Source organism: Streptomyces sp. NBC_01707, assembly GCF_041438805.1.
GTDB lineage: Bacteria > Actinomycetota > Actinomycetes > Streptomycetales > Streptomycetaceae > Streptomyces.
Window position 1 is genome coordinate 3,025,928 of record NZ_CP109190.1, and the last position, 24,439, is coordinate 3,050,366.

At 69.2% G+C, this 24,439-nt stretch carries 21 protein-coding genes; 10 read left to right on the forward strand and 11 right to left on the reverse strand.

The genetic code is table 11. The annotated features are described in order from the left end of the window. Positions 1-18: 18 nt before the first annotated feature. A complete protein-coding gene (locus OG963_RS13465) occupies positions 19-1,410 on the reverse strand; it encodes a diaminobutyrate--2-oxoglutarate transaminase family protein (RefSeq protein ID WP_093777323.1) in 1,392 nt (463 codons plus the stop codon). A 354-nt stretch (positions 1,411-1,764) separates the two neighbouring features. On the opposite strand from OG963_RS13465, the gene OG963_RS13470 reads away from it, so the two are divergent. Both OG963_RS13470 and OG963_RS13475 read left to right on the forward strand, forming a co-directional pair. Continuing rightward, positions 1,765-2,991, forward strand: coding sequence for a serine protease (locus tag OG963_RS13470; RefSeq protein WP_371798944.1), 1,227 nt, complete (start codon positions 1,765-1,767; stop codon positions 2,989-2,991). Positions 2,992-3,251: 260 nt separating this feature from the next. Further along, positions 3,252-4,424 (forward strand): hypothetical protein, encoded by a 1,173-nt coding sequence (locus OG963_RS13475; protein WP_371798945.1) that lies wholly within the window; start codon positions 3,252-3,254, stop codon positions 4,422-4,424. Positions 4,425-4,502: 78 nt separating this feature from the next. Here the strand turns inward: OG963_RS13475 and hflX are convergent, their stop codons facing one another. From hflX to miaA, 6 genes are all read right to left on the reverse strand, one after another. Next, a complete protein-coding gene (hflX, locus tag OG963_RS13480; protein WP_371798946.1) occupies positions 4,503-6,023 on the reverse strand; it encodes a GTPase HflX in 1,521 nt (506 codons plus the stop codon). A 144-nt stretch (positions 6,024-6,167) separates the two neighbouring features. Beyond that, positions 6,168-7,619: a M1 family metallopeptidase gene (locus OG963_RS13485; RefSeq protein ID WP_371798947.1), complete on the reverse strand. Its 1,452-nt coding sequence runs from the start codon at positions 7,617-7,619 to the stop codon at positions 6,168-6,170. Between the two features lie 102 nt (positions 7,620-7,721). Beyond that, entirely contained in the window at positions 7,722-9,893 is a 2,172-nt protein-coding gene (locus tag OG963_RS13490; RefSeq protein ID WP_093930914.1) for a bifunctional (p)ppGpp synthetase/guanosine-3',5'-bis(diphosphate) 3'-pyrophosphohydrolase, read from the reverse strand. A 142-nt stretch (positions 9,894-10,035) separates the two neighbouring features. After that, positions 10,036-10,908, reverse strand: a complete 873-nt coding sequence (gene dapF, locus OG963_RS13495; protein WP_371798948.1) for a diaminopimelate epimerase — start codon at positions 10,906-10,908, stop codon at positions 10,036-10,038. 126 nt (positions 10,909-11,034) lie between these two features. After that, positions 11,035-11,472 (reverse strand): hypothetical protein, encoded by a 438-nt coding sequence (locus tag OG963_RS13500; RefSeq protein WP_093777337.1) that lies wholly within the window; start codon positions 11,470-11,472, stop codon positions 11,035-11,037. A gap of 107 nt (positions 11,473-11,579) precedes the next feature. Next, positions 11,580-12,518 (reverse strand): tRNA (adenosine(37)-N6)-dimethylallyltransferase MiaA, encoded by a 939-nt coding sequence (gene miaA, locus OG963_RS13505; RefSeq protein ID WP_093777339.1) that lies wholly within the window; start codon positions 12,516-12,518, stop codon positions 11,580-11,582. A 327-nt stretch (positions 12,519-12,845) separates the two neighbouring features. Between miaA and OG963_RS13510 the strand changes: the two genes are divergently transcribed. After that, positions 12,846-13,073: an antitoxin gene (locus tag OG963_RS13510; protein WP_234322182.1), complete on the forward strand. Its 228-nt coding sequence runs from the start codon at positions 12,846-12,848 to the stop codon at positions 13,071-13,073. A gap of 98 nt (positions 13,074-13,171) precedes the next feature. Here the strand turns inward: OG963_RS13510 and OG963_RS13515 are convergent, their stop codons facing one another. Together OG963_RS13515 and miaB are read right to left on the reverse strand one after the other, a co-directional pair. Further along, a complete protein-coding gene (locus tag OG963_RS13515) occupies positions 13,172-13,891 on the reverse strand; it encodes a class III extradiol dioxygenase subunit B-like domain-containing protein (protein ID WP_093777341.1) in 720 nt (239 codons plus the stop codon). A gap of 120 nt (positions 13,892-14,011) precedes the next feature. Next, positions 14,012-15,514: a tRNA (N6-isopentenyl adenosine(37)-C2)-methylthiotransferase MiaB gene (miaB, locus tag OG963_RS13520; protein WP_093777412.1), complete on the reverse strand. Its 1,503-nt coding sequence runs from the start codon at positions 15,512-15,514 to the stop codon at positions 14,012-14,014. A gap of 97 nt (positions 15,515-15,611) precedes the next feature. Between miaB and OG963_RS13525 the strand changes: the two genes are divergently transcribed. Continuing rightward, a complete protein-coding gene (locus tag OG963_RS13525; RefSeq protein WP_030927109.1) occupies positions 15,612-16,610 on the forward strand; it encodes a TAXI family TRAP transporter solute-binding subunit in 999 nt (332 codons plus the stop codon). 122 nt (positions 16,611-16,732) lie between these two features. Here the strand turns inward: OG963_RS13525 and OG963_RS13530 are convergent, their stop codons facing one another. Beyond that, positions 16,733-18,127, reverse strand: a complete 1,395-nt coding sequence (locus OG963_RS13530) for a HAMP domain-containing sensor histidine kinase (protein ID WP_030927107.1) — start codon at positions 18,125-18,127, stop codon at positions 16,733-16,735. A gap of 16 nt (positions 18,128-18,143) precedes the next feature. Next, a complete protein-coding gene (locus OG963_RS13535; RefSeq protein WP_093777345.1) occupies positions 18,144-18,836 on the reverse strand; it encodes a response regulator transcription factor in 693 nt (230 codons plus the stop codon). 349 nt (positions 18,837-19,185) lie between these two features. Here OG963_RS13535 and OG963_RS13540 point away from each other — a divergent pair, with 349 nt between their 5' ends. The 6 genes from OG963_RS13540 to OG963_RS13565 all read left to right on the forward strand — a co-directional run bounded on the left by OG963_RS13540 (position 19,186) and on the right by OG963_RS13565 (position 24,433). Further along, positions 19,186-19,971: an amino acid ABC transporter ATP-binding protein gene (locus OG963_RS13540; protein WP_093777347.1), complete on the forward strand. Its 786-nt coding sequence runs from the start codon at positions 19,186-19,188 to the stop codon at positions 19,969-19,971. Positions 19,972-20,022: 51 nt separating this feature from the next. Beyond that, a complete protein-coding gene (locus OG963_RS13545) occupies positions 20,023-20,865 on the forward strand; it encodes a glutamate ABC transporter substrate-binding protein (protein WP_093777349.1) in 843 nt (280 codons plus the stop codon). Between the two features lie 75 nt (positions 20,866-20,940). Continuing rightward, on the forward strand, positions 20,941-21,606 hold the full coding sequence (locus tag OG963_RS13550; RefSeq protein ID WP_093777351.1) for an amino acid ABC transporter permease: 666 nt from the start codon (positions 20,941-20,943) through the stop codon (positions 21,604-21,606). After that, the gene (locus OG963_RS13555; protein ID WP_093777353.1) at positions 21,603-22,514 is read left to right on the forward strand and encodes an amino acid ABC transporter permease; all 912 of its coding nucleotides are present in this window, start codon (positions 21,603-21,605) and stop codon (positions 22,512-22,514) included. Before OG963_RS13550 ends, OG963_RS13555 begins: the two co-directional genes overlap by 4 nt. Before the next feature lie 182 nt (positions 22,515-22,696). Then, positions 22,697-24,313, forward strand: coding sequence for an FAD-dependent monooxygenase (locus tag OG963_RS13560; protein ID WP_093777354.1), 1,617 nt, complete (start codon positions 22,697-22,699; stop codon positions 24,311-24,313). Positions 24,314-24,361: 48 nt separating this feature from the next. After that, entirely contained in the window at positions 24,362-24,433 is a 72-nt protein-coding gene (locus OG963_RS13565; protein ID WP_309544753.1) for a putative leader peptide, read from the forward strand. The last annotated feature ends 6 nt before the right edge of the window (positions 24,434-24,439 follow it).

The window sequence follows — 24,439 nt, forward strand, 5'->3', positions numbered from 1 at the left end:
CTTGTGAGGTTTCCGGGATCAGCGAGCCGACCCGGTCATGGTTCGGCGGTGCGGCGAACGCTCGGCTGCTGCCAGGGCGTCGGCGAGGCGGTCGAGGACCGCGGTTGCCTGTTCGTCGGTGAGCGTCAGGGGAGGGAGCAGGCGTACGACGGCGGAGTGGCGTCCGCCGAGTTCGACGATGAGACCGCGGCGCAGGCATTCCTGCTGCACTGCGGAGGCGAGGACCGGGTCGGGCGGGGCCTCGGGGCCGCCACCGGTACCCCCGGCGGGCATCTCGGCCTCGGGGTCGACGAGCTCCACACCGATCATCAGGCCGCGTCCGCGGACGTCCCCGATGCACGGGTGGTCGATCGCCAGTGCCTGGAGGCGGGCGAGCATGCGGGCGCCCAGCGTCGCGGCACGCTCGGCGAGCCGGTTCTCGCGAACGTAGGCGAGGGTGGCCGTACCGGCGGCCATCGCGAGTTGGTTGCCGCGGAAGGTGCCTGCGTGGGCGCCCGGCTGCCAGGTGTCGAGTTCGGAGCGGTAGACGATCACAGCGAGCGGAAGGGAGCCGCCGATGGCCTTGGACAGCACCATCACGTCGGGGACGATCCCGCTGTGCTGCACCGCCCAGAACGCGCCGGTCCGGCCGACGCCCGTCTGCACCTCGTCGGCGATCAGGGGGATGGACCGGACTTCGGTGATCTCGCGCATCCGGCGCATCCAGCCGTCGGGGGCGGGGTTCACACCGCCCTCGCCCTGTACCGGTTCGAGGATCATCCCGGCCGGCGCCGGCGCTCCGCCCTTGGGATCGTCCAGGAGACTCTCGGTCCACCGCGCGGCGACCTCGGCCCCTCGTTCGCCGCCGATACCGAAGGGGCAGCGGTAGTCCTGCGGAAAGGGAAGCCGGGTGACCCGGACGTCCTCGGCGCCGCCCGAGGCCGCGAGGGCTCCCGCCGTCATCCCGTGGTAGGCACCGGTGAAGGCCAGAAGTCCGCTGCGCCCGGTCGCGGCACGAACCAGTTTGAAGGCCGCTTCGACCGCATCCGTGCCGGCCGGCCCGCAGAACTGGATCCGGGCGTTGTCGGCGAACTGTGGTGGGAGTGTGGCGAACAGTTCCGTGGTGAAGGCGTCCTTGACCGGGGTTGCCAGGTCGAGGACGTGCAGGGGCGCACCCGAGTCGATGACGTTCTTGATCGCTTCCAGAACGACCGGATGGTTGTGCCCGAGGGCCAGCGTGCCCGCTCCGGAGAGACAGTCGAGATAGCGTCGTCCGTCCGCGCCTTCGATGGTCAGCCCGCGGGCCCGAACCGGCACGATCGGCAGTGACCGCGCATAGGTACGGGCGGCCGACTCGCGCAGCGACTGTCGGCGCAGGATCCCCTCGTGCACCGAGGGTGGCGCCAACGGTGCAGGTTCGGTCACGGCCACGGCTGTTGGTCCTCCCGCTATAACAGTTGCGTTGCACGTCAGTACGTTTCCGCAAGGACGGACTGCTGAGCTGAACGCTGTCCGCAAGCCCCGCGTACGTACCAACGACGCCGGACGCAGGGGATCACGGGTAAATCGGAAGATCCTGGCGGAGACGGAACCGTGGCCCTGCCGCGTTCCGTCCCCACCGGCACCGGCATAGTGGGGGACCGCGCCGAGACTTCGGGCAACTTCTCGGAGACCTCGGCGCGTTGACAGCGAGGCGTTCGGAGCGGTGTCTGGGTCAGCACCTCAGCACACTGTCCGAGGGCAGTACAGAAGTATTGAGTTACGAAGTCCCAGGGGGATCACCACATGCGACTCATTCGACCAGCTCTCACGGCACGTCAGGGGCGGAGAGCACATCGCTCGCCCTCCTCCCTGCTCGCCGTGGCCGCGGCCACGGCCGTTCTCGCGCTCACCGCCACCGCCTGCGGGCCGAGCGAGGAGAAGGCGAGTGCCGAGCCCAGCAGTTCCGCCGACCGGTCCTCCGTAGACAACAAGATCGTCATTCCGGACGATCTGAAGGACCGGCTCAAGGAGCACGGGATCGACCTCGACCAGTGGAGGGACGGCGAGTGGAAGAACTGGGACAAGGACAAGTGGCTGCGTGAGGCCAAGGACTTCGTCAACCCGATCATCGAGGACCTCTGGGACCCGGAGCGCATGCGGGATGCCGACAAGGCGCCCGAGCAGCCGGTCGACAACGACATCTCGGGCGACGCCGGCGTGACGGATCCGACGCCGGCACCGGTGCAGGCCACGAATGCGCAGACGCCTTACCACGACAGCGCCGCGGAGTCCGGGAAGCTCTTCTTCGACGGCCCCGAGGGCTCCATGGTCTGCTCCGCGACCGTGGTGAAGGACCCGGCGCACCCCGGAAAGTCCAACATGGTGTGGACGGCCGGCCACTGTGTGCACGCGGGCAAGAAGGGCGGCTGGTACCGCAACATCGCCTTCGTGCCGTCCTACAACAACAGCGGCCTGTCGATCGCCGAGCTGCAGAACGCGCCCAAGGAGCAGATCGCCCCGTACGGCGTGTGGTGGGGCCAGTGGGCGCAGACGTCCGACCAGTGGATCTCCGACGGCGGACCGACCGGCGGTCAGGGTGCTCCGTACGACTTCGCGGTGCTGCATGTCGCCCCCGAGAAGGGGACGACCGGAAAGTCGCTGGAGGAAACGGTCGGTGCGGCGCTGCCCGTCGACTTCAACGCTCCGGCCGTTCCCAGGATCGACAGCATGACGGCAACCGGTTTCCCGGCCGCGCCACCGTACGACGGTCAGAAGCTGCTGCAGTGCAAGGACAAGCCGGGCCGGCTCTCGCTCACGAGGGAGGACCCGACGATGTACCGCGTCGGGTGCACCATGACCGGCGGCGCCTCCGGTGGCGGCTGGGTCGCGGCAGGCCAGGACGGCAAGCCCGCCCTCGTATCGAACACGTCCATCGGACCGGTGACGGCGGGGTGGCTGGCCGGCCCGCGCTTCGGGAAGGAAGCGAAGGGCGTCTACGACGCGGTCAGCAGGAAGTACGCCGGGCAGTGAACCGTACGAACTGGCGCCCGCCGCCTGGCGGGTGACGGTCACCCAGGGGCCTTCGGGGCGACAACTGTCCACCGGAGGCCCGTGCGGGCCGGGCGGCAGCCCGGCCCGCACGGGACGCTGTCATCCGGTACCCCGGTGGCAAAAGCCGTGCGCCGGACCGTCATAGGGTGTCTCTGCACATTCGGTGGTCGCTCGCACGACCACCCCTTCACATGACACGTTCATGGCAACTCTCAGAGATTTCAGGGGGAATCTTTTCCATGCGATCCATACGTCCGCTGCTGGCCGCGACCGGCCTCGTCGCCGTGCTCGCGCTGTCGGCAACAGCCTGTGGTCCGAGCGAGGACGATGCTGCCGACAAGCCGGCCGCCGTCGGATCCGCCGGTGGCAACGAAAGCGGCGGCGGCATCCCCGCCGATCTGGCCGAGACGCTGAAGAAGCACGGCGTCGACCCGGAGAAGTGGAGGGACGGCGAGTGGAAGAACTGGGACAAGGACAAGTGGCTGCGTGAGGCCAAGGACTTCGTCAACCCGGTGATCGACGGGCTGTGGAAGCCCGACCGGATGAAGTCCGCCAAGGACCCGGCGAAGACGATGGCGGCCGGTGACCTCTCCGGCGACCAAGGCGTCACCGACCCGGAGCCCGCACCGGTCAAGGCCCGGCCCGAGGCCCTTCCCTACCACGACCACGCGGCTCCGGTCGGCAAGGTGTTCTTCGACTCCCCCGAGGGCTCCATGGTCTGCTCGGGCACGGTCGTCAAGGACCCGAAGAACCCGGGCAGGTCCAACCTGGTGTGGACAGCCGGACACTGTGTCCACGCCGGTGCGAAGGGCGGCTGGTACCGCAACATCGTCTTCGTGCCCGCGTACAACGACAAGGGCAAGTCCGCCGCCGCACTGCAGAACGCCCGACCGGAGGAGATCGCCCCGTACGGTGCGTTCTGGGCCGACTGGGCCACGTCCTCCGGCGAGTGGATCGCGCGTGGCGGTCCCACCGGCGGCGAGGGTGCTCCGTACGACTACGCGGTGCTGCACGTGAAGCCGGAGAACGGCACGAAGTCCCTGGAGGAGACCGTCGGCAACGCCCTGCCGGTCAACTTCGACGCCCCCGAGATCTCGCAGATCAGCGCCATGGGCGCCTGGGGCTACCCGGCCGCTCCCCCGTACAACGGTCTGATCATGCACAAGTGCGTCGACCGTCCCGGTCGGCTCTCCATCAGCCCCAGCACCCCGACGATGTACCGCATCGGCTGCACCATGACCGGCGGTTCCTCCGGCGGCGGCTGGTTCAGCGAGGGCGCCGACGGCAAGCTGGCCCTGGTGTCCAACACCTCCATCGGCCCGGTGACTTCGGGCTGGCTCGCCGGACCCCACCTGGGCCAGGGCGCGCAGGAGACCTTCACGATGATGAGCGACAAGTTCGCCGGTCGGTAGCAGGAGCCCCGTTCACGCCCGAAGGCCCGCTCCCTCATCGCGAGGGAACGGGCCTTCGGTCCGTAGACTGTCGTGCTCTCAGTGCGCTGCGAGCGCGAACGATGCGAGGTCCGCGGCCAGTTGCTCATGAACCCGCGCCTTGAGCAGCGTGCCCTCCGAGGTGTGCTCCTCGGAGATCACTTCGCCGTCGGCGTGCACCCGGGAGACAAGCCCGCCCTGGGTGTACGGCACGAGTGCCTCGATCTCGACCGACGGCCGAGGCAGTTCGGAATCGATGAGCGCGAGCAGCTCCGCCATACCGGCACCGGTGCGCGCCGAGACGGCGATGGCGTGCTTCTCGATCCGCAGGAGGCGCTGGAGGACCAGCGGGTCGGCCGCATCAGCCTTGTTGATCACCACGATCTCGGGCACGTCCAGCGCACCCACATCGCGGATCACTTGGCGCACGGCGGCGAGCTGCTCCTCCGGCACCGGGTGGGATCCGTCCACCACATGCAGGATCAGGTCGGATTCGCCGACCTCCTCCATGGTGGAGCGGAACGCCTCGACGAGGTGGTGCGGCAGATGCCGTACGAACCCGACCGTGTCGGCCAGGGTGTAGGTCCGGCCGGTCGGCGTCTCGGCTCGGCGGACGGTCGGGTCCAGCGTGGCGAACAGTGCATTCTCCACAAGGACGCCCGCACCGGTCAGCCGGTTGAGCAGCGAGGACTTGCCCGCGTTGGTGTAGCCCGCGATCGCGACTGAAGGCACCTTGTTGCGCTTGCGCTCCTGACGCTTGATCTCGCGGCCGGTCTTCATCTCCGCGATCTCCCGGCGCATCTTCGCCATCTTCTCGCGGATCCGACGCCGGTCGGTCTCGATCTTGGTCTCACCGGGACCACGGGTCGCCATGCCGCCACCGCCGCTGGACCCGCCACCGCCCATCTGCCGGGACAGCGACTGACCCCAACCGCGCAGTCGCGGCAGCATGTACTGCATCTGTGCGAGGGAGACCTGCGCCTTGCCCTCTCGGGACTTGGCGTGCTGGGCGAAGATGTCGAGGATCAGGGCGGTCCGGTCGACCACCTTGACCTTGACGACGTCCTCGAGATGGATCAGCTGGCCGGGGCTGAGCTCACCGTCGCAGACGACGGTGTCGGCCCCTGATTCGAGGACGATGTCACGCAGTTCCAGCGCCTTGCCGGAGCCGATGTACGTAGCCGGGTCGGGCTTGTCGCGGCGCTGGAAGACGGCGTCGAGCACCTGGGCGCCCGCCGTCTCCGCAAGCGCTGCAAGCTCCGCGAGCGAATTCTCCGCGTCCTGCACGGTCCCGGAGGTCCAGACGCCGACCAGCACCACGCGCTCCAGGCGCAGCTGTCGGTACTCGACCTCGGTGACGTCCTCGAGCTCGGTGGAGAGGCCCGCCACACGTCGTAGCGCGGCACGCTCGGAACGGTCGAGCTGCTCGCCGTCCCGCTCTCCGTCGATCTCGTGGCTCCAGGCGACGTCCTCTTCCATCAGGGCGTCGGCCCGAAGGCTCTCGGTGAGGCTCTCGGTGACGTTCTCCGTGGCACTCTGCGCGTTCTGCGCGTCCTGGGGAAGGGAAGAAGAGGAGGTCATTGGATCCTTACGTCGATAGAAGTCCGTTACATGTGTCACAACGTGTGACCTTCCTGGATGATTCCCTCCGGTGAGAATCTCCGGTCCGGCCGCCGCGGCGACCCGTCGATAGTGGCATGGCCCGGCTGGGCCCGTCACCCGGGTTTACCCCCGTCCGGCCGGCTGTGTGCTGTGCCAGTCCGGGTGCCCCGGCATCGGTGGGGTCTTCGCCCCGTACAGCCAGCTGTGAAAGAACGTGGTCAGGTCTCGCCCCGCGATCTGCGACGCCAGCCGGACGAAGTCCTTCGTGGTCGCGGTGGAATCGCGATGGGTGCTGACCCAGCGTCGTTCCAGCCGGTCGAAGGCGGGCTCACCGATCTCCTTGCGCAGCGCGTAGAGGACGAGTGCGCTGCCGTCGTAGACGGACGGCCGGAAGATGCTGATCTTCTCGCCGGGCGCCGGGGCGGCGGGGCGGGCGGGCGGGCCTCCGGCGGCGCGCCAGCTGTCGGACCTGGTGTACGCGTCGCGCATCCGGCGTTCCAGCGGCCGCTTGGCGTGTTCCTCGGCGTAGCGGGCCTCGTACCAGCTGGCGTGTCCTTCGTTGAGCCAGAGATCGGACCAGGACCGCGGGGAGACGCTGTCACCGAACCACTGGTGGGCCAGCTCGTGCACCATGAGCGATTCGACGTACCACTCGGGGTAGATGCCGCTGGTGAACACGGACCGTTCGAAGAGCGTGAGCGTCTGGGTCTCCAGTTCGAAGCCGGTCTTCGTGTCGGCGATCAGCAGTCCGTACGTCTCGAAGGGGTAGCGGCCGACCTGCCGTTCCATCCACTCCAACTGCCCCGGCGTCGTCTTCAGCCACCGTTCGAGGGCCTTGGCGTCGGCGGCCGGCACCACGTCGCGAACCGGCAGTCCGTGGGGTCCGGTCCGCTCCAGGACGGTGGAGCGCCCGATGGAGACCTGGGCCAGCTCGGTGGCCATGGGGTGTGCGGTCCGGTACGTCCAGGTGGTCGAGGAGCCGTCCCGGACCTTGCCTGCGGGCAGGCCGTTGGCGACCACCTTCAGTTCCTCGGGTGCGGTGACCCGGAAGGTGAAGTACGCCTTGTCGGCCGGGTGGTCGTTGCTGGGGAAGACCCGGTGGGCGGCGTCCGCCTGGTTTGCCATCGCGAGGCCGTCGGAGGTGCGCAGCCATCCGCCGCTTTTCTGGTCGCCGCTCGGGTCGCTGGTGTGCCGGACGGTGATGTGGAGCGGCACTCCGGCCGGAAGCCTGCCCGGGGCCTCGACGACCAGGTCCTCGTCCGCGGCGGCGAAGTCGGCCCGCTGCCCGTTGATGTCGACAGTACGGACTGTGCCGCGGGCGAAGTCGAGGTTGATCCGGTCGAGCGGCTCGGTGGTCCGCGCGTCGATCGTGGTGATGGCGTCCAGTGGCTTGTTGTTGCCGTGGTACGTGAACCCGATGTCGTACGACAGGACGTCGTATCCCGGGTTGCCGAGGTGAGGGAAGAGCGAATCTCCGATGCCGAGCGGCACGGGCGCGGGCAGGGTGGCGGCAACGAGGGTGGCCGAGGCGGTGGCAAGCAGGGCGGCCCGCAGGCGGCGGGGGATGAGCGGCATGGACTACGGCTACCAGCGACGACCGCCGGGGCCGGGTGCGGCGCGCGCCGCGCCACTCGAACGAGGGGCCGGTGCGGCGGCCGGGCGCTGCGAGGCGGTGGTTCAGACGGCGGCGGCCGGGTGCTGGGCACGGCTCACGTCGTACACCCCCGGCACGTCACGCATCGCGCGCATGAGCGCGGGCAGTCCGGCGGCGTCCGGCAACTGAAGGGTGTAGGTGTGCCGAACGCGCTGCTCACTGGGTGGTTCGACGGTGGCGGCGATGATCGCGGCGTCCGCTGTCGCGATGGCCTCGGTGAGATCGGCGAGCAGCCGCGGGCGTCCGAAGGACTCGGCGACGAGGGTGACCCGGCAGGCCGCCGCATCGCCCCAGCCGACCGCGACGGGCGTCCGGCCGGCGGCCTGCATCCGGGCCACCGCGGGACACTCCTGCCGGTGCACGGTGACGGCGCCGCCGCGCACGGTGAATCCGGTGACGGCGTCGGGAGGTACGGGTGTGCAGCAGCCCGCCAGACGTACGGTGGCGTCCGGCCGGTCCACGACGACGGTCGCGGCGCGGTCGGCGGACCGGTCGCTCGCGGAAGGTGCCGAAGCCATGGGCTGCGGGTCGGGCCTGCGGCCCGCGGGCCGGCTGCCGTAGGAGCCCTGGGGGTCCTGCGGGTGGGCGCCGAGCCAACCGGTGATCGCGATGCGCGCGGTGGGGGTACGGGCGTGGTCGAGCCAGTCGGGTGAAGGACCGGACGTCGCGTCCTCGGCCAGCAGCAGCTGCACGGTGTCCCCGTCGCTGAGCACGGTGGAGAGCCTGGCGAGCCGTCCGTTGACCCTGGCTCCGATGCAGCTGTGCGCCTCGTCGCCGTACTGAGCGTAGGCGGCATCGACGCAACTGGCCCCCGCCGGGAGGCCGAGGGTGCCACCGTCGGTGCGGAAGACGGTGATCTCGCGGTCCTCGGCGAGGTCGGCGCGGAGTGTGGTCCAGAAGGTGTCCGGGTCGGGTGCGGACTGCTGCCATGCGAGCAGCCGTGAGAGCCAGCCGGGACGGGTCGGGTCGGCGCGCTCGCCGTCCGCGGGTTCGGCCGTCTGCGGCGCGGAGACGCCGTCCGCCACGTAAGGGTTGCCGAGCGCGATCACGCCCGCTTCGGCGACCTTGTGCATCCGATGCGTACGGATGAGCACTTCGGCGACCGCGCCGCCCGGGCCGACGACAGCGGTGTGCAGCGATTGGTAGAGGTTGAACTTGGGGGCCGCGATGAAGTCCTTGAACTCGGAGATCACCGGGGTGAAACAGGTGTGGAGCTCGCCGAGGACGCCGTAGCAGTCGGCGTCCTCGCCGACAAGCACCAACAGGCGGCCGAAGTCGGTGCCACGCAGTTCGCCGCGTTTGATCCGGACGCGGTGCACGGAGACGTAATGGCGTGGCCTGATGAGAACTTCGGCAGAAATGCCGGCGTCCCGCAGCACGGCTCTGACGTTCTCGGCAATGGTGGAGAGAGGGTCCTCGGTGGCGGTGGCGGTAGCGCCCGCGTCACCCGAGGCCGCCGACCCCGGTGACGCTGCGGCGATCAGTGCCCGGGTGTGTTCGTACTCCTCGGGGTGGAGGATCGCGAAGACGAGGTCCTCCAGCTCTGTCTTGAGCGCCTGCACCCCGAGCCGTTCGGCGAGCGGGATCAGTACATCGCGGGTGACCTTGGCGATCCTCGCCTGCTTCTCCGGGCGCATCACCCCGAGGGTGCGCATATTGTGCAACCGGTCTGCGAGCTTGATCGACATCACCCTGACGTCGTCCCCGGTGGCGACGAGCATCTTGCGGAATGTCTCGGGCTCGGCCGCCGCACCGTAGTCGACCTTTTCGAGTTTGGTGACGCCGTCGACGAGGTAGCAGACCTCTTCGCCGAACTGCTCCCGCACCTGTTCGAGGGTTACCTCGGTGTCCTCGACGGTGTCATGGAGGAGGGACGCGGTGAGTGTCGTCGTCTCGGCGCCGAGTTCGGCGAGGATCAACGTGACCGCGAGCGGGTGCGTGATGTACGGCTCACCGCTCTTGCGCATCTGCCCCCGGTGGGAGGACTCTGCCAGGACGTAGGCCTTGTGCAGGACTGTCAGGTCGGCGTCCGGATGATGGGCCCGGTGGGCCTCGGCGACATGACCGATCGCATCGGGCAGCCGGTCGCGGGAGACGGGTCCGAGAAGGGCGACCCGGCCGAGCCTGCGAAGATCGATCCGGGGACGGCCTCGTCTGCGGATGGGAGCACCTGGGTCGGTGGCCTCTGCGCTCATGGGGGCACCTCCGGCAAACGTCGACCGGCGGTGGGGAGGTGCGGACGCGCCTCCGGGCCGGTGCTTGATGCTACCGACCCCACCACGTGGCGGAGTCCGGCTCTCGCTCAGCGTGAAACGGATCACCCATTCGAGCGAAGCTTCAGCCGGTGACCGTTTCGAGCCAGGCCGGATTGATCATGCCTTCGGCGACGATGACAGCGGGGCCGGTCATCTCGATCTCGCCGTCCGGCTGCTCGGTGATCAGCAGGGTCCCGCCGGGCAGGTCGACCGTGTACGTGACCGGAGTGCCCGTCTGCGCGGGGTCGGCGCCGTCCCTGCGGGCCGCGGCGACGGCCACCGCGCAGGCGCCGGTGCCGCAGGAGCGGGTCTCGCCGGAACCGCGCTCGTGAACCCGCATCGCGACGTGGCGCGGTCCGCGGTCCACGACGAACTCGATGTTGACGCCGTCGGGGTAGACGGCCGCGGGGGTGAACGGCGGTACGGAGCGCAGCTCACCGGCGTGCGCCAGGTCGTCGACGAAGGCGACCGCGTGGGGGTTGCCCATATTGACGTTCCGGGCGTCCCAGCTGCGGCCGTCCACCGTGACGGTGACGCCCGCGCCCGGGAGCAGCGCGCGCCCCATGGAGACCGTGATGTCGCCGCCCTTGGCGATGTGGACCTTCTTCACGCCGCCCCGGGTCGCGACCGCGAGATCGCCCTCCTCGACGAGCCCGGCGCGCTTCAGATAGTGGGCGAAGACCCGCACACCGTTGCCGCACATCTCGGCGATGGAGCCGTCGGCATTGCGGTAGTCCATGAACCACTCGGCCTCGCCCGCCATGGCTCGCGCCTCGGGATGCGCGGCAGAGCGCACGACGTGCAGCAGACCGTCACCTCCGATACCGGCCCGGCGGTCGCAGAGCCGGACGACGACGGATGCGGGCAGGTCGATGGCGTCGTCCGGGTCGGGAACGATCACGAAGTCGTTCTCGGTGCCGTGGCCCTTGAGGAAGGCGATCTGCGAGGTGCTCACAGGGCAACTGTACGAGGCCGCACCGCCAGCGGGCGAAGGCGGCCCACGCAGTCGACGGACAGGGCGGAGACAGGATGGTGGGGACGAGGCGGACCGGCAGGTGAGACGGCCGCGCCGGGACCCATGTCAGCGCAGTCGGGCCACGCGCCACACGGCCAGCGCCACCAGCACCCCGCACACGGCCACGTACAGGGCGATCACGCGCCAGTCGGGGCGCTCGCCCATGCCCCTGGCGGGCAGGCCCGGCCAGGTGTGCCCGACCCGGCGGGCGGCCATCATGCCCCAGCCGGCGGCGCAGCAGCTGATCAGCAGTCCCAGCATGGCGACGACCGCGCCGCCGTCGCCGAACTCGAAGGCGAGCGGGAAGGCGAACATCAGCGAGCCGACTGCTGCGAGCATGACGATCGGGGCGAGCTGCCAGATCCGCAGACGGCGCGCGGGTCGCAGCTCGACCTCCACCTCGGGGGTCACCTCGAGCTCGTCGGGCCCGTCAGGGCTCAGACGTCCCGCCTCGTGCTGTGTGTCCGGTGCGTCTTGTTCTGTGTCGCGAGGGCCGGCCTCCATCGCCACGCGCCCTCCCAACTCGGACTCCACTGGTCGATCGATGCTCGATGATGGCACGCTCCGGGTCACCGAAATGACGGGCAGGGCTTCCCGATGCCATCACGTGATCAGGCTGTAACCGCTCGTTCGACCAACGCCAGCGCCTCGTGCGGGAGTTCCCGGCGGTGGTCGGCGGCACCATTCAGCCACCGGACACGCGGGTCGCGGCGGAACCAGGAGTCCTGACGGCGCGCGAAGCGTTTGGTGGCGCGTACCGTCTCGGCGCGCGCCTCGTCCTCGGTGCACTCCTGCGCCAGCGCGGCAAGCACCTGCTGATAGCCGAGCGCGCGGGAGGCGGTTCGCCCCTCGCGCAGCCCCTGCGCCTCCAGGGCACGCACCTCGTCCACGAGCCCGGCCTCCCACATCCGGTCGACCCGGAGGGTGATGCGTTCGTCGAGTTCGGGGCGGGCCACGTCGACCCCGATCTGAACGGCGTCGTAGACCGCTTCGCCACCCGGGAGATTGGCGGTGAACGGCTTGCCGGTGATCTCGATGACTTCGAGTGCCCGGACGATTCGCCGTCCGTTGCTCGGCAGGATGGCCCGGCCCGCCTCGGGGTCCGCGGCGGCGAGCCGGTCGTGCAGGGCACCGGAGCCGTGCTCCGCCAGTTCCTGCTCCAGCCCGGCGCGTACGCCAGGGTCCGTCCCGGGGAACTCCAGGGCGTCGATGGCACCCTTCACGTACAGCCCGGAGCCACCGACCAGGACGGGGGTGCGGCCCTCGGCGAGCAGCCGGTCGATCTCCAGGCGGGCCAGGCGCTGGTATTCGGCGACGCTGGCGGTCTCGGTGACGTCCCAGATGTCCAGCAGACGGTGGGGTACGGATCCACGCTCCGCGAGCGTCAGCTTGGCCGTGCCGATATCCATCCCCCGGTAGAGCTGCATGGAGTCGGCGTTGACCACTTCGCCATCGAGCTGCTGGGCAAGAAATACCCCCAGATCGGACTTTCCGGCTGCGGTGGGACCGACGACGGCAATGACCCGCGGTGCGGGAGATGGACTTCTCACCGCCCCAGTCTCGCAAACCTCCAGCCCCCTTCCCGAACCAGCTACGGGCGGGCTCCCTGAGACGGCTACGTGACGGTGCGAGGCCGGAGGGCCTTCGCAGCCCTGGCGCGCACACGAGCCGCGAGTGGCGCAATGAGGCTCCCGGTCGACGCGGGATTACGCTCGCCCGAGTAAAATATTGAGTGGATATGGGCGTTGTTCAGCAGTTTCGCCAGTCGTTCCCGCGGACGGTCAGGGAAGCCACAGCCGCCATCAAAACGACGACCGACGGGACGGCGAGGACGCCCGCACTCGGTCCCCCAGCAGAGAAGGTGTCCGATGGGCCTCATGGACAGTCTGAAGGCCAAGCTCAGCCCGGCAAGGGACAAGGTCGGCGATTTCGCGCAGCAGCACGGGGACAAGATCGACCAGGGACTCGACAAGGCTGCTCGGACGGTCGATCAAAAGACCAAGGGCAAGTACACCGAGAAGATCGAGTCCGGCACACGAAAGGCCAAGGATGCGGTCGAACGGCTGTCCCACAAGAGCGAGGGCGGTATGCCGCCTACTCCCTGACCTCGACACCCTCACGTCATGTCACGCACCTGACGTCCGTGGAGCCGTCTTGCTCCACGGCCGTCGGGCGTACGGCGGGGGCTGCGTGTGATGCGGTCTCAGAACCAGGTGGCGACCATGTATCCCACGCCGTACGGGGCGTCCTCGTAGAGCAGCCGACCGTTCAGGCCCGCCCCCTCCGCTGCGCCCGCCAGCACCTGCCACGGCGCCCGTCCCGCCACCTTCAGTTCGTACGCCAGCGACTCGTCCAGCGCCCTCAGCGTGGCGAGGTCCGCGACCGCGAGAGCCCGGGACGCCTCCGCGTCGAACGAAACGGCGCGCTCGTCCAGGTAGCCCGGCGCCTTGAGCGTGCGGCAGGCGCTTCCGTCACCCATGACCAGCAGAGCCACCCGGCCGGCCCTGGCCGCCAGCTCCCGCCCGGCGCTCGCGCAGCGCTCGGCCTCGAGCGTCTCCCCCACCCCGAGACCCTCGACCGGGGCGTCGGCCCAGTCCGCACGGGCAAGCAACCACGCGCCGACAGCGAGGGACGGTGGAAGCGGACGCTCCGCCGATGCGCCGGGGTCTCCTCCGAGCCCCAGCCGTACATCGAGATCGACGCCGAAACCCTTGAAGGAGCCCTGGCTCCCCTCGGGGTGCGGACCGCGTCCGTCGACGTCCGCGGGCCCGATCACGATCAGCAGGTCGGGCCGGGCCGCAGCGAGCACACCCAGGGCATCGATGCACGCGGTCCTCGCGGCGTCGAGCTCGGACGCGGCACCGGCGGCGACTTCGGGTACCAGCAGGGGCGGACAGGGGCAGACAGCTGCGGCGACAAGCATGCTGGGCAGCGTACTGCGTCGGCTGTTTCCCCTGGTCGTACGGCCTGAGGATTCCTGCCGCCCACGGATTCGCGCCGACCGCGAGCTTGCAGCCCGCAGGTCACCGCCTTCTGCCGCTGGTCAGTCGCACCCACAGCCGGGAGCCGACGCGGCAGGCAGCGGCGCCGGGGCGCCGATGCCGGGCAGTCCCAGCATCACCCCGGCCGGCTTGGCGGCCTCGGCGGCGGTGCGCTTCTCCCACGCGTCGCCGGAACGCGTGCGCCGTACGCTCAGCGGCGCGCCCTCGGCGAGCAGGTGGTGGGGGGCGGCGTAGGTGATCTCGACTGTCACCACATCGCCCGGACGCACGTCCTCGTCCGGCTTGGTGAAGTGGACCAGACGGTTGTCGGGAGCGCGGCCGGAGAGCCGGTGCGTGGCGCCGTCCTTGCGGCCCTCGCCCTCCGCGACCATGACCTCCAGGGTCCGGCCGACCTGCTTCTTGTTCTCGTCCCAGGAGATCTCCTCCTGGAGGGCGGACAGGCGCATGTACCGCTCCTGGACGACCTCCTTCGGGATCTGCCCCTCCATCTCGGCGGCCGGCGTTCCGGGGCGCTTGGAGTACTGGAAGGTGAAGGCGTTCGCGAAGCGCGCCTGGCGGACCGCGTGCATGGTCTGCTCGAAGTCCTCCTCGGTCTCGCCGGGGAAGCCCACGATGATGTCGGTGGAGATGGCGGCGTCCGGCATCGCGGCGCGCACCTTCTCGATGATGCCGAGGAATCGCTCCTGTCGGTACGAGCGGCGCATCGCCTTCAGGATCGTGTCCGATCCCGACTGCATCGGCATGTGCAGCTGCGGCATCACATTCGGTGTCTCGGCCATCGCCGCGATCACGTCGTCGGTGAAGTCGCGAGGGTGCGGCGAGGTGAAGCGGACCCGCTCCAGTCCGTCGATCTTCCCGCAGGCCCTCAGCAGCTTGGAAAAGGCCTCTCGGTCCCCGATGTCGGAGCCGTACGCGTTCACGTTCTGACCGAGCAGGGTGATCTCGGAGACACCCTCGGCGACCAGCGCCTCGATCTCGGCCAGGATGTCGCCGGTCCGACGGTCCTTCTCCTTGCCGCGCAGCGCCGGGACGATGCAGAAGGTGCAGGTGTTGTTGCAGCCGACGGAGATGGAGACCCACGCCGCGTAGGCGGACTCACGGCGGGTGGGGAGGGTGGAGGGGAACGCCTCCAGGGACTCGGCGATCTCGATCTGCGCCTCCTCCTGGATACGGGCGCGCTCCAGGAGCACCGGCAGCTTGCCGATGTTGTGCGTACCGAAGACGACGTCGACCCACGGGGCCCGCTTGACGATCGTGTCGCGGTCCTTCTGCGCGAGACAGCCGCCGACCGCGATCTGCATCCCGGGCCGCTTCGTCTTCATCGGGGCGAGCCGGCCGAGATTGCCGTAGAGCTTGTTGTCGGCGTTCTCCCGCACCGCGCAGGTGTTGAAGACGACGACATCGGCGTCACCGTCGGCGCCCTCGGGCGCACGTACGTAACCAGCGCCCTCCAGCAGCCCCGACAGCCGCTCGGAGTCGTGGACGTTCATCTGGCACCCGTAGGTGCGCACCTCGTACGTTTTCAAACCCTCTACCTCGCTCATCTCGTCCACCAGGGTACGAGGTCGCGCGGCCCTCTCGCCGCCCCCTTCCACAGGGCGGCTCTGGCCATCGCACTCAGCGACCTGGCAGGATCGCGCCATGCTCGATGCACTGTCCCGTACCGGCCGGCGGCGAACCCTCCAGGGGGGCGCCGCGGTCGTCGTCGTTCTCGGGCTGCTGCTGTGGTGGGTGCTGCCGCTCGGGGAACCCACCCCCAGCGGGTCGCTGACCTTCAGCACCGGGGTGCGCAGCGGGGTCTACCAGCGCTACGGCGAGCGGCTCAGAGGGGCACTCGCCAAGGACATGCCAGAGGTGTCGATACGGCTGCAGACCTCGGAGGGCTCTCAGCAGAACATCGAGCGGGTGGCCACGGGGAAGGCCGACTTCACCATCGCCACGGCAGACGCCCTGGCCACATATCTACGGGACGGCAAGCCGGGCGCCGAACGACTGCGTGGCTGCGTGCGGCTGTACGACGACTACATCCAGCTGGTCGTGCCCCGGGACTCCGACGTGCAGCAGGTCTCGGACCTCATGGGCAAGCAGGTCGGGGTGGGACAGCCGGGTTCGGGCGTGCGGCTGGTCGCCGACCGCCTGATGACTGCCGCGGGTCTTGATCCGACGCATGACATCACTCCGGTTCCGGCCGGAATCGACACGATGCCGAAGCGGCTGGAGAACGGCCTGCTCGACGCGTTCTTCTGGTCCGGCGGGCTGCCGACCACCGCGGTGCAGGAGCTGTCGGACCGGTTCGCGATCAGGCTGGTGCCCTTGGAGGACCCGCTGATCAAGCAGCTTCAGGCCGGCGGCGGGTCGACCCGTTACTACCGCTCGGCCATGATGCCCGCCGACGCCTATCGCAACGCGCAGCAGGGGCAGGCCGTGCCGACGGTGGCGGTCGCCAATGTGGTGGTCACCACGGACCGTACGGATGCCGCGATGACCGAGGCGTTCACCCGGACCGTGATCGACAGCCGGGACCGCATCGGGCGCGAGGTGCACGCGGCGCAGCTGGTGGACCTTCGGACGGCGATCTACACCAATCCGCTGCAGCTGCACGACGGGGCGAGGCGTTACTACCGCTCGGTCAAACCCTGAAGTGAGGAGGCGGCGTCCCGCGCGCCTCCGCCCTGCCGAGCCCCTCGGTACGGACGTGGCTGCCCCACACCCTTGTGCTCTCCACTCGGCCGCACGGGGCGACCGCACCGCGGACGCCGCCGTCAGCCGTTCGGGCCGTTGCGCGGGACCGTCACCGTCACCCTCAGCCCGTGCGGCTCGTGCGGTGCGTACGTGAGGGAGCCGCCGCCCGCGGCGAGCAGGGCGCGCGAGATGGAGAGCCCGAGGCCGGATCCCCGCACGTTCTGATGCCGGGTGCTGCGCCAGAAGCGGTCCCCGATCCGCTCCAGTTCCTGGTCGGTCAGGCCCGGCCCGCGGTCCGCGACGACCACCGTGACGTCCTCCCGGCCGGAGGCGACCGTCACACGGACCTCCTCACCGGCGGGGGTGAACTTGCACGCATTGTCGATGACGGCGTCGAGGGCGCTCGACAGTGCGACGGGGTCCGCCCAGGCCGTCACGGCGGATGCCCCGTCCGCCGTCAGTCGCACGCCGTTCTCCTCCGCGAACGGGCGCCACGCGGCGACCCGTTCGGTGGTGAGCGCGCCGATGTCCGTGAGCTGGAGATCGGCTGCGGTGTGCTCGGCCAGCGCCAGGTCCAACAGGTCGTCCAGAACCTGACCGAGCCGCTTGCCCTCCGTACGGACGGAGGCGATCTCCTCGTTGCCCTCAGGGAGTTCGAGCGCGAGGAGCTCGATGCGCAGCAGCAGCGCGGCGAGGGGGTTGCGCAGCTGGTGCGAGGCGTCGGCGACGAAGGCGCGCTGCTGCTCGAGCACTTCTTCGACGTTGTCCGCCATCTCGTTGAACGACCGGGCCAGGCGTCTGAGTTCCGGCGGTCCTCCGGAGGCCACCACCCGGGATCTCATCCGGCCGCTGGCGATGTCGTGCGCCGCCGCGTCCAGGGTCTCCACAGGCAGCAGGACCCAGCCGGTGAGCCGGATCGCGGCACCGACGGCCACCAGCATCGCGACCACTTCGCCTACCGCGATCAGCAGCCAGCCGCTTATCGTCCGGGAACGCATTTCACTGGTGGGCGAGTCGAGTACCACGACGGCGACCACATCGCCGTCCCGCACTACGGGCGAGGCGACGACGACCCGGCCGCGCTGCCAGGGCCAGACCTGCGGCGGATCGTGGCTGCGACGTCCGAGCAGCGCCTCGCTGAACGCCTCGCGCCCCTCACCCTCGACCGGAAGCCGCCACGTTGCGGGAGCCACCGCCATGGCGCTGCGGTCGCGATAGAAGACGCCGGCCCGGATCCCGTACACCGAGTCGTACGTCTCGAGTTCGTCCTGGAGCGTGCGACGCCGTTCATCGGTGCCGCTGGTCTGTTCGGCGACGAACTGGGCCAGCGCGGCGAAGCGGGCCGTGTCGTCGATGCGATCGATCACGACGCGCTGCTGCTGAGCGGCCGCAACGCTGACGGCAAGCGGGAAGCCGAGGGCGAGCAGCACGGCCGCCATGAGGATGATGAGCAGGGGAAGGAGACGGGTACGCACCTGGGACGTACGCCCCTTACGCGGACGGGGCGACGAGCCGGTAGCCGACCCCGCGCACGGTCTCGATCAGTGCGGGCAGCCGCAACTTGGAACGCAGGGACGCGACATGCACTTCGAGCGTGCGGCCCGTTCCCTCCCAGCTGGTGCGCCACACCTCGCTGATGATCTGCTCCCGGCGGAACACCACTCCCGGGCGCTGGGCGAGCAGCGCGAGCAGATCGAACTCCTTGCGGGTGAGCTGGACTTCGGCGCCGTCGACACTGACCCGGCGGGTCGGGAGCTCGATGTGGACATGGCCGAGCCGCAGGGCGGCGACGGGCGTCGGCACCGTTTCCTCGCCGACCGACTTGCGCCTGCTGACCGCGTGGATGCGGGCGAGGAGTTCACCGGTGTCGTACGGCTTGACGACGTAGTCGTCCGCTCCGAGGTTGAGGCCGTGGATCCGCGACCGGACATCGGCCCGCGCGGTCACCATGATCACGGGGATGGAACAGCGCTTGCGAATCTTCCCGCAGACCTCGTAACCGTCCTGGTCGGGCAGCCCGAGGTCGAGGAGGACGACCCCGAAGGGTTCCGTGTCCGTGGGCAGAAGGGCGGTGAGGGCCTCCTCACCGCTGCGCGCGTGCACGACCTGGAAACCGTGCCGGGCGAGCACCGCGGACAGGGCGGCCGCCACATGGTTGTCGTCCTCGACGAGCAGCAGTCTCATGGCCCCCCTTCCTCTCCGCGATGCGGTCTCTCCCCCGCGGTGCTGTCTTCAAGCGCTTCCGAGCGCTTGTCCACACTTCCCGGTACTTCCCCGTTCCGGGGTGTTTCACGTCATGACCTATCAGGGCATCCACGCCGATGACCGGTACGTCAGTCAAGAGCCCGCCCATTACATCGAGGTTTCCGTTATGCACCCGGTACGCCCCCGCTACCTCTTGCATCGTCCCGTTCACGCGGTGTGTCCGGTTGCCGCCGGATCGTTATGCTCAATTTCCGCTCAGATGTAATGACGGTGGTCGCACCGCGTCATTAGGGTCCTTCCCAACCGAGGAGGACGGAGCAAGAAGCCGATGAGCGGAGTTTCAGTGACCAAGGCCGCCGAGGATGCCGTACCTGCGGCGAACGACCTTGTCGTACTGAGCAACGTCAACAAGCACTTCGGCGCGCTGCATGTGCTCCAGGACATCGACCTGACCATCGCCCGGGGCGAGGTCGTGGTCGTCATCGGGCCTTCCGGGTCCGGGAAGTCCACGCTGTGCCGCACGATCAACCGCTTGGAGACGATCGACTCGGGCGCGATCTCTATCGACGGCAAGCCACTGCCCCATGAGGGCAAGGAGCTGGCCAGGCTGCGTGCCGACGTCGGCATGGTCTTCCAGTCGTTCAATCTCTTCGCGCACAAGACGGTGCTCGAGAACGTGATGCTGGGGCAGCTCAAGGTCCGCAAGGCGGACAAGACGGCTGCTGAGGACAAGGCGCGGTCGCTGCTCGACCGGGTGGGCGTGGCGACGCAGGCCGACAAGTACCCTGCCCAGCTCTCCGGCGGGCAGCAGCAACGGGTGGCCATCGCACGGGCGCTGGCGATGGACCCCAAGGTCATGCTCTTCGACGAGCCGACCTCTGCCCTCGACCCGGAGATGATCAACGAGGTGCTGGAGGTCATGCAGCAGCTCGCCCGGGACGGCATGACCATGGTCGTCGTCACCCACGAGATGGGCTTCGCGCGCTCGGCGGCCAATCGCGTCGTCTTCATGGCGGACGGGAAGATCGTCGAAGAGGCAACCCCGGACCAGTTCTTCAGCAACCCGCGCAGTGACCGTGCCAAGGACTTCCTTTCGAAGATCCTGCACCACTGATTTCCGGATCAGCCGTTCACTCACATCGCGTCAACTCTAGGGAAGTTCACCATGCAGCTTCGTAAGGTCACCGCCGCATCGGCCGCCGTGCTCGCGCTCGCTCTCACCGCCACCGCCTGTGGCTCCTCCGACGACAAGGGCGGCGACTCCGCGGGCGGCGGCAAGAAGATCACGATCGGCATCAAGATCGACCAGCCCGGTATCGGCCTGAAGACGCCCGACGGCAAGTTCACCGGTTTCGATGTCGATGTCGCCACGTACATCGCCAAGGAACTCGGCTACGACGCCAAGGACATCGACTTCAAGGAGACCAAGAGCGCCGACCGCGAGACGGCGATCGAGCGCGGTGACGTCAAGTTCATCGCCGCCTCCTACTCGATCAACGACGAGCGTCTGCAGAAGGTCGACTTCGCGGGTCCGTACCTGCTGGCGCACCAGGACATCCTCGTCCGCGCCGACGACGCCTCGATCAAGTCCCCGGCCGACCTGAACAGCAAGAAGCTGTGCTCGGTGACCGGATCGACCTCGGCGCAGAACGTCAAGGAGAAGCTGGCTCCCAAGGCCCAGCTGCAGGAGTACGGCGGCTACTCCGAGTGCCTCACCGGCCTGGAGAACAAGGCTGTCGACGCGCTCACCACGGACGACAGCATCCTGGCCGGTTTCGCCTCGCAGAAGGACTTCCAGGGGAAGTTCAAGCTGGCCGGCTTCAAGATGAGCAACGAGAACTACGGCATCGGCCTGAAGAAGGGCGACGCCGACCTCAAGAAGAAGATCGACGACGCGCTCACCAAGATGGTCTCGGACGGTTCCTGGGACAAGGCCGTGAAGGCCAACTTCGGTCCGGCGAACTACAAGAACGAGCCCGCCCCGAAGATCGGCAACGTCGTCAAGTGAAGCAGGGCTGACAGGGCGCGCCGTCCGTGAACGGCGGCGCGCCATGCCCTCCTACACGCGGAAGCGCGGGAGATCGTGTTCGACTTTCTTGAAGGTTACGACCTGCTGGGGGCTTTCTGGGTGACGGTGCAGCTCACCGTCTACTCCGCCCTCGGCTCCCTCATATGGGGAACGCTGCTGGCCGGCATGAAGGTCAGCCCGGTCCCCCTGATGCGCGGTTTCGCCACCGCCTACGTGAATGTCGTCCGGAACATTCCTCTGACCGTCATCATCGTCTTCTCGTCCCTGGGCCTCTTCCAGACGCTCAACATCAGCCTCGGGGCGAGCGACTTCAAGGACATCAACTTCCGGCTCGCGGTGCTGGCGCTGATCGCCTATACCTCGGCCTTCGTCTGTGAGGCGCTGCGTTCGGGCATCAACACCGTGCCGGTCGGCCAGGCGGAGGCGGCGCGCGCACTCGGGCTCAGCTTCAGTCAGGTACTGCGCCTGATCGTCCTCCCCCAGGCTTTCCGCTCGGTCGTCAACCCGATGGCCAATGTGCTGATCGCGCTGACGAAGAACACCACGGTCGCCGCCGCGATCGGCGTGGCCGAGGCCGCGTACCTGATGAAGGGCATGATCGAGGCCGAGGCACAGCTGGTCCTGATCGCCGCCGTCTTCGCGTTCGGATTCGTCTGTCTGACCCTCCCGACCGGCCTGATCCTCGGCTGGGTGAGCAAGAAGGTGGCGGTGAAGCGATGACTTCCGTCCTCTACGACGCCCAGGGTCCGCGCGCCAAGCAGCGCAACATCCTGTACACGGTCCTGTTCCTGATCGTCGCCGCTGTCGCCGTGTGGTGGGTGTACGACAGCCTGGCCTCCAAGCACCAGCTCGACTGGATCAAGTGGAAGCCGTTCTTCACGAGCTCACAGCCCTGGCAGACCTACATCTGGCCGGGACTGCAGAACACCTTGAAGGCAGCGGCGTTCGCCCTGGCCATCGCCCTGCCGCTGGGTGCCCTCTTCGGTATCGGCCGGCTCTCGGACCACCGGTGGGTGCGGATACCGGCCGGTGTAGTCGTGGAGTTCTTCCGCGCCATCCCGGTCCTGATCCTGATGATCACCGCGAACGCTGCGTACTCGGAGTACACGAACATCAGCACCGATGTGCGGCCGTTGTACGCCGTGGTGACCGGTCTGGTGCTCTACAACGCCTCGGTGCTCGCCGAAATCGTGAGGGCGGGCATCAACTCCCTTCCCCAGGGCCAGACGGACGCGGCCAAGGCGATCGGTATGCGCAAGGGCCAGACCATGCTGTACGTGCTGCTGCCGCAGTCCGTGACCGCCATGCTGCCCGCGATCGTCAGTCAGATCGTCGTGATCGTGAAGGACACCGCCCTCGGCGGCGCGGTGCTGACCTTCCCCGAGCTGCTGGCGTCGGTCCGCCCCATGAGTGCGAACTACGGCGCGAACACCATCGCGTGCTTCACGATCGTCGCGGTGATCTACATCGCGGTGAACTTCGCGCTCACCTCGTTCGCGGGCTGGCTGGAGGGCCGGTTGCGGCGCAGGAAGAAGAGCACGGGCGCCGTGGTCGGTGCCGGAACCGCCGGCGGTCTGGAGACCATCGGTGTGCCGACGCTCATCGTCGATGACGGACGCGCCGTCTGACGGTTCGTCGACAATCTCCCCGCAGGGGCGCCGGTGCATGCACCGGCGCCCCTCGCCGCGTTCCGGCGTCACTTGACGCAAGCACCGGCAGTGGGTTGCATACGTTCTGTGATCGCCGACCGAATGCTCGCTTCCACATCCGCCACCACCCTTACGACCGCACGGGCCCAGGGAGTCGCGCCGTGGACCCGGTGATCGTCGTCGGTGCCGGGCCCGTCGGCCTGGTGCTGTCGCTCGCCCTCGCCGCGCAGGGCGTGCCCTCCGTACTTCTCGACGAGGACGCGGGGAAGGACGAGACGCGTCCTGCCCGGACCGTGGTGCTGCGTGAGGACACCGCGGCGCTGGTGGAGCGGCTCGGGTGCGCGACGCTCCGGGACCAGGGCGTCCAGTGGTCGGGCTGGCGGTCCATGCGGCGCAAGCAGCTGGTACGCGAACTGCGGCTCGGCGAGGACTCCCCGTACGGTGATCAGCTGCCGACCCCGGTCCACGTGCCCCAGCATGCACTGACGCGCGGGCTGCGGGACGCGGTCGCCCGGCAGGAGCTGGTCCAGATGGCACCGCTCAGCCGGATCGACACCCTGGAGCAGGACCCGGCCGGCGTCACGGTGCACACCAGGGAGCCCGACTCGACGTGGTGGCGCGGGAGTTACCTGGTCGGCTGCGACGGCGCCAGGTCCACCGTGCGCAAGCTCCTGGACATCAGGTTCCCCGGACGCACGGCGGTGGAGCGGCATGCCGTCGCCGCGCTGCGCACCGAGCTGCCCTGGCCCGGGCAGGCCGTGCTGCACCGGCTGCCGCCGTGGCGCAGCGGCGGCGCCGAGGTGACCGCGCGGCCGCTGCCGGACGGAGTGTGGCGGCTGGACTGGCTGCTTCCGCCGCGCGGCGAGCTCGTCACGCCCGACGCCCTGATCACCCGGGTGCGAGACACCCTCGCCGGCTGGTGCGGCGGCGAGACGCCCCCGTACGAACTCCTGGACACTGGCGTCTACACCCTGCACCACCGGCTGGCCCGGCGCTGGCGTGTCCGGCGGGCCTTCCTGGCCGGGGACGCCGCACATCTGCTGGGCGCCCTGGGCACGCAGGGGCTCGACGAGGGGCTGCGGGACGCCGAGAACCTGGCCTGGAAGCTGGCACAGGCCTGGCATCACGGTGCCTCGGACGTACTGCTCGACAGCTACCAGACGGAGCGCCGGGCCGCGGTCGCCTCGCGGCTGCGCGCCGCGGACCAGTCGCTGCCGATACTGCGTGGTGGCGGAGGTCTGCGGACATTGCTTCCGGGGGGCGCACGCGGGCACGATTCGCTGCTCGCCGACGGTCATCTGGGCTGCGGCCCGCTCGGTGCGCCCCCCTCGTACACGCACTCCCCCCTTGCACCTCCACGCGCCGAGGCGCACACAACGGTCGGTACGCCCCCCGGTGCGCCGGTTGCCGATGTGCGGGTGACGGCGCCCGACGGCACGACCGTACGACTGCGCGAGCGGCTGGGGCAGGGGCATCTGCTGGTGCTGCTGGTCGCTCCGGGGACCGGGGTGTGGGACCGACGGCACTGGCTGATGGCGGGCGTGATGCCCCGGCTCGTCGAGGCGGTCGACGCCTTGCCGGTGAAGGGCGAGCTCCTCGTGACCGAGGCCTACCCCGGGGCATCGGCCCACACCGTGCTGCTGGTCCGGCCGGACGGACACCTGGTGGCGTCGTTCACCGGGGTCCGGCCGGCGGAACTTTTCGCGGCGGCGAACGCGGCGCGCGGCGGTGAGCCCCGTGCGTCCGTACGGGCTGACCAGACCGCAGACATCAATTGACCCCCGCAGGCGGCACATGGTGTACTCCGAAACGTGACCGACACCGATGTGCGCCTGTGGCGGAGGGTCCATATGGACCTCGTCCGCTACGCGGGCTGCGTGTGTCGTCCGTCCTGCTGAATCGCC